The sequence below is a fragment of the Streptomyces palmae genome, assembly GCF_004684805.1.
Lineage (GTDB): Bacteria > Actinomycetota > Actinomycetes > Streptomycetales > Streptomycetaceae > Streptomyces > Streptomyces palmae.
Genome location: NZ_SRID01000453.1, coordinates 1 through 4,975, shown reverse-complemented (window position 1 = coordinate 4,975; position 4,975 = coordinate 1). Strand labels below are relative to the sequence as shown.

Here is a 4,975-nt window from a genome sequence, read left to right as displayed (position 1 = left end):
CCCGCGGCCCCCTCACCATCCGCCGCCCCGTCCGCACCCGCGGTACCGACCGTCATCGCGGGCCCCAGCGCGCACCGCGATGCCGCGCTCCCCCACTCGAAACACCCGCATCACCAGCCCCACGCGCCCCACCCGCATGAGGAGACCGAGACCGATGGCTGAGTCGCCGCTCCAGATCGCCTATTCGCCGTGCCCGAACGACACCTTCGTCTTCCACGCCTGGGCCCACGGCCGGGTGCCCGGCGCCCCGGAGCTCGAGGTCACCTACGCGGACATCGACATAACCAACGGCATGGCCGAACGCGGCGAGTTCGACATCCTCAAGGTGTCCTACGCCGTCCTGCCCTGGGTGCTGGACGAGTACGCGCTGCTGCCCTGCGGCGGCGCCCTGGGCCGGGGCTGCGGGCCGCTGGTGCTCACCCGCGAACCGGAGGATCCGGCCGAGGGTCCCGCGGCGCTGACCGGCAAGACGGTCGCGGTGCCCAGCGAGCGCTCCACCGCCTATCTGCTGTTCCGGCTGTGGGCGGCGGACGTCGTCCCGGGCGGGGTCGGCGAGGTGGTGGTGCTGCCGTTCCACGAGATCATGCCCGCGGTGCGGGACGGCAAGGTGGACGCCGGACTGGTCATCCACGAGGCGCGCTTCACCTACCAGCGGTACGGGCTGCACAAGCTGGCCGACATGGGCGAGCACTGGGAGGCCACCACCGGGCTGCCGATCCCGCTCGGCGCGATCATCGCCAAGCGGTCACTGGGCGCGGAGCGGCTGCGGGCCCTGGCCGAGGCCGCCCGTACCTCGGTACGGATGGCCTGGGACGACCCGGCGGCGTCCCGCGGCTACGTCCTGGAGCACGCGCAGGAGATGGACCCGGCGGTCACCGACCGGCATATCGGGCTCTATGTGAACGAGTTCACCGCCGACCTGGGCGAGGACGGCTACGCCGCGGTGCGCGGCCTGCTGACCCGCGCCGCGGCCGAGGGCCTGGTACCTCCCCTGGCTCCGGACATGCTGGAGTTCGTCTGAGTCTGAGACTGAGTCCGAGATCGGGAGCTGGGACCAGCGGCTGGCGGCCGGCGGTGGACGTTCGCGTGCGGCCGAAAACCGACCACTGGGTCCGACCGCCGAGGGCTGAGGAGTGATGGGTTGGCGACCGTGGGACGGCGACTGGCGGTCGGTGCACGGTCGCTGACGGGTCGGCGGCCCGCGGTCCGCACTCCGGTCGGACTCCAGTCGAGGTCAGGCCCTGCTCGACTGGCGAGGCGCCCCGCGGGACGGGACTGCCCCGTACGACAAACAGGACCGGCCGGAGCCGGTCCGAGCCCTCATGGGCCCGGACCCCGCTCCGGCCGGTCCTCGTCTTCGGTACGCGGGCGTCTCCGCGTCTCAGACGTCTCAGGCGTCTCAGACGTCCAGCTGGTCGGCGACCGCGCGCAGCATTCCGGCGATCTTGGAACCCTGTGCCTTGTCGGGGTAGCGACCGCGCTCCAGCTGCTGGGTCACGTTCTCCAACAGCGTGGTGAGGTCCTGCACGATCGAGGCGAGTTCGTCCGGCTTGCGGCGCTGGGCGGCGGCGACCGAGGGGGTCGGCTCCAGGACGATCACGGAAAGCGCCTGGTCACCGCGGTTTCCAGCGACGACACCGAATTCGACGCGCTGACCTGGTTTCAGTGAGTCCACGCCCGCCGGCAAGACCGAGGAGTGCACGAAGACGTCGCCCCCGTCATCGCGGGAGAGGAAGCCGAAGCCCTTCTCACTGTTGAACCATTTGACTTTGCCGGTAGGCACGTCTGTCCTCGTCCTCGTCGCTCGTCGGAATCACGGAAAAACAGCTCTGGATAGCACTACAGCGGGTCAGTGACCCGCCACACCACCAAGGCTAATGGTCCGGAGCCTGGTGACAAGACGTACCTGGGTGGTTCCTGCGTGCTTTCGACCTACCCTGGTGCGGTGAGTGACACACCTCGACCCCAGGACAGCGCCCCCGGAGACGGGCTGATTCGGATCGGCGTCATCGTCTTCGTGATCGGAGCGGTGGCCACCATGGCCACCGTCGCCCCGCTGCTGCTCGGCGCGGATCCGCTTCCCACCGCCGCCTACCTGGTCAGCATGCTGATGGGCGTGGGCTTCGCGCTGGCCGCCGCCGGAGTACTGCGCTCGATCGCGGTCCAGCGCCGTCAAGCCAGGTCGGCGCTGGCCGAGACCTCTCCGGACGCCGCCACGACATAGCGTTCCAGCCAGGCCGGGAAGGCCGTGAGGTCGGGCAGCACCACATCGGCTCCGGCGGCGCGCAGCTCCTCCGCGTCGCAGGGCCCGGTGGCCACCGCCACCGACACCGCGCCGGCGGCACGCGCCCCGCGCACATCGCCGGTGTGGTCGCCCACGTACACCGCGGCCCCGTACTCGCGCAGCGCCTCCGCCTTGGCCTCCGCCCACAGCCAACCGACCACCGCGTCCGGCTCGATGCCCAGGTGGGACAGGTGCAGCTTGGCGTTGGGCTCGTGCTTGGCGGTCACCACGACGGCCCGCCCGCCCAGCCGCCGCACCGCCGCCACCGCCTCGTGCGCCCCGGGCAGCGCGGGGGTGGGAGGAACGGCCACCTGCGGATAGATCGAGCGGTAGAGGTCGCCCACCTCCGCGATCCGCTCGGCCGGGAACCAGTTCGCCAGCTCCCGCTCCAGCGGCGGCCCGAGCCGGGTGATGGCGAGTTCGGCGTCGATGAAGACACCGGTGCGCGCCGCGATCTCCTCGTACGCCGCCTTGATGCCGGGCCGGGAGTCGATCAGGGTCATATCCAGGTCGAAGCCGACCGTGATGGGGTTCGCAGCCATGCCGGCCATTCTGTCTGTCCACGATGCGGACGGGACGGGGCGGGCGGCCTTCGGTCGACCGGGGCGGAAAAGGCTCCCGGGGCCATCGCCGTCGGAGCCGCTCGGTATTCGGTCAGCCCTGCCAGCCCTGCCAGCCCTGTCAGCCCTGGCCGCGGCGGCGGGAGCGCCAGATCAGGAAGAGGACGGAGACCACGGCCGCGGCGCGGACCACCACCGGCCAGGTGCCCCGCACCACGCCGCCCAGTCCGTGCTCGGGGATCGGCTCGCCCCACCGCCCGTCCAGCCGGCCCCACACCCAGACCATCGCGCCGCCGGCGACCAGGCCGGGCAGCACCAGCACGGCCATCTTGGCCTCACCGGGGCTCAGCTTGCCCAGGTAGTAGGCGATCACCCAGCCGAAGGCCAGCAGGATCACATTGCCCAGCAGGGCGCCCGCGGTCAGCAGCACGATGGACACGGCCAGCATGGGACCCACCGAGAGGCCCCGGCCCCCGCCGGACCCCTCGGCCTTGGCGCGGCGGCCGAGGACCCGGCGCAGCACGCCGCGGCGCGCGCCCCGTCCGCCGCCGCCCTCGTTCCCGGCGGCGTCCGGCCCCGCACCGGCGGCCTGCCCGGTCCCGTCCTGCCCTACGCCGTCCTTCGTCCCGTCCTGGGCGGTGTCCCGGCTACCCGGGGGCTTGAGCAGCTCGGCGATCTCGATGCCGCCGGTGAAGCCCTCCACCGCCCCGAAGGGGGTGTCGCCGCGCTGGGAGAACGGCCCCGCGTCCATCCGCCACCAGTCCGGGTTGGACTCCCGGATGGTCAGCTCGTCCTCACCCGCCAGATGCGGCGGCGACGCGCCCTGCGGCCGGTCCGGGGCGGGGTCCTTGGTTGATTCGGAGTCGGTGCGCGGCCCCGGCACCGCCTTCCCCGTCAGCCCGCTCCGTTCCGCGAGCCCGGCCAGCCGCTCCCGCGCGGTACGGGTGAGCTTGCGCGCGGCGGCCTCCTGCGGGCCGGACGGCTGGGTGGCGGCGGTACGGGAGGTGTCAGAGGTGCCGGACGTGCCGGGGACGGCCGCTTGGGGGGCCTGGGCCGCGGAGCCGGTGGGGCCGCCCGGAGCGCTGGGCGCGGGCGCCTCGGACTCGGCGGGGCGCGCACCCGGCACCGCGGGGCCGGCGGCACGGGGGGTGCCTCCCCCGGGGGCGCCGCCACCGGTCGGGCGGGCGCCCGAGGCCGCGGCGGGCGAGGCGGCCGGACCCGCACCGTTCGCGCCCGAGCCCGTGCCACCCGACCCGCCCGGGGCCGGGTCCGCCGCGCCGGCATCCGGGCCGCCCGCGCCCGAGTGGTCCGCGCCCGCGCCCGGGCGGTCCGTACCGTAGGCCGGCGGCTCGGCGGGCCCTGCTCCGTACGCGGCACGGGCGGCACTCGCCGCGCTCTGGGCGCCGGCCTCGCTCACCACCTCGGTCGGGGTGCCGAGGCGGCCGAGGATCCGCTTGACCCCCGCCTCGGTGCGTCCGCCCGAGCCCGCCGCGGCCCGCTGCTGGTCGATCTCGGCGCGCAGTGTGGCGACCAGCCGCATGCGGTCGCGGGACGGCAGCCCACACTGCTGGGCCAGGTCGCCGACCTGGCTCAGATAGTCGTATACGAGCCGATCGCTTTCGATCCCCACCAAAACCCCCGCGGAGGCGCACCGTTGGTGTCCCGCGTCCCGGAACCGTTCGACGGTACCGCGCCGGTCCTCGGCGGCGCGGCTGTCCACGCCCCCGACACCCGTCCTGACCACCCGCTAATGTGGGTCGAATGACCACCTCGCGGACCCCGCGGACGCCCCGGACTCCGGGCGCGCCGGGGACAGGAAGCGAACGGAACGGCGGACGGAAGGCCGGTCGCGGCGGCGACGCCGCCCCGCCGCGCACCCTCGCCGAGGAGCTCCGCGCCCGCCCCGACGGTGCCCTGGCAGCACTGCTGCGCGCCCGCCCCGACCTGCTGTCCCCGGTCCCGGGCGACCTGACCCAGCTGGCCACCCGGGCCGGTACCCGCGCCTCGGTGATACGGGCCGTGGAGCGCCTGGACCGCTTCGCGCTGCAGACCGCGGAGGCGCTGGCCGTCGCCCCCGACCCCTGCGACTACGCCACCCTGCGCGCGCTGATGACCGGCGACCGCCCCGCCC

At 74.2% G+C, this 4,975-nt stretch carries 5 protein-coding genes and 1 pseudogene; 3 read left to right on the top strand and 3 right to left on the bottom strand.

All coding sequences use genetic code 11. From position 1 onward, the window contains the following. Positions 1-154: 154 nt before the first annotated feature. On the top strand, positions 155-1,021 hold the full coding sequence (locus E4099_RS28935; RefSeq protein WP_135342081.1) for a 1,4-dihydroxy-6-naphtoate synthase: 867 nt from the start codon (positions 155-157) through the stop codon (positions 1,019-1,021). 378 nt (positions 1,022-1,399) lie between these two features. Here E4099_RS28935 and E4099_RS34960 read toward each other — a convergent pair whose 3' ends face one another. Beyond that, entirely contained in the window at positions 1,400-1,783 is a 384-nt protein-coding gene (locus E4099_RS34960; RefSeq protein ID WP_135342080.1) for a cold-shock protein, read from the bottom strand. Positions 1,784-1,945: 162 nt separating this feature from the next. On the opposite strand from E4099_RS34960, the gene E4099_RS28925 reads away from it, so the two are divergent. Then, entirely contained in the window at positions 1,946-2,224 is a 279-nt protein-coding gene (locus E4099_RS28925) for a hypothetical protein (RefSeq protein ID WP_135342079.1), read from the top strand. On the opposite strand, the gene E4099_RS28920 is transcribed toward E4099_RS28925, so the two are convergent. Together E4099_RS28920 and E4099_RS33775 are read right to left on the bottom strand one after the other, a co-directional pair. Beyond that, positions 2,173-2,826: an HAD family hydrolase gene (locus E4099_RS28920; RefSeq protein WP_135342078.1), complete on the bottom strand. Its 654-nt coding sequence runs from the start codon at positions 2,824-2,826 to the stop codon at positions 2,173-2,175. The genes E4099_RS28925 and E4099_RS28920 overlap by 52 nt on opposite strands. 139 nt (positions 2,827-2,965) lie before the next feature. Beyond that, positions 2,966-4,474, bottom strand: a complete 1,509-nt coding sequence (locus E4099_RS33775) for a hypothetical protein (RefSeq protein WP_209446787.1) — start codon at positions 4,472-4,474, stop codon at positions 2,966-2,968. A gap of 131 nt (positions 4,475-4,605) precedes the next feature. Between E4099_RS33775 and E4099_RS34625 the strand changes: the two are divergent. Continuing rightward, positions 4,606-4,975 (top strand): annotated as a pseudogene (locus tag E4099_RS34625) (hypothetical protein); the annotation flags it as partial.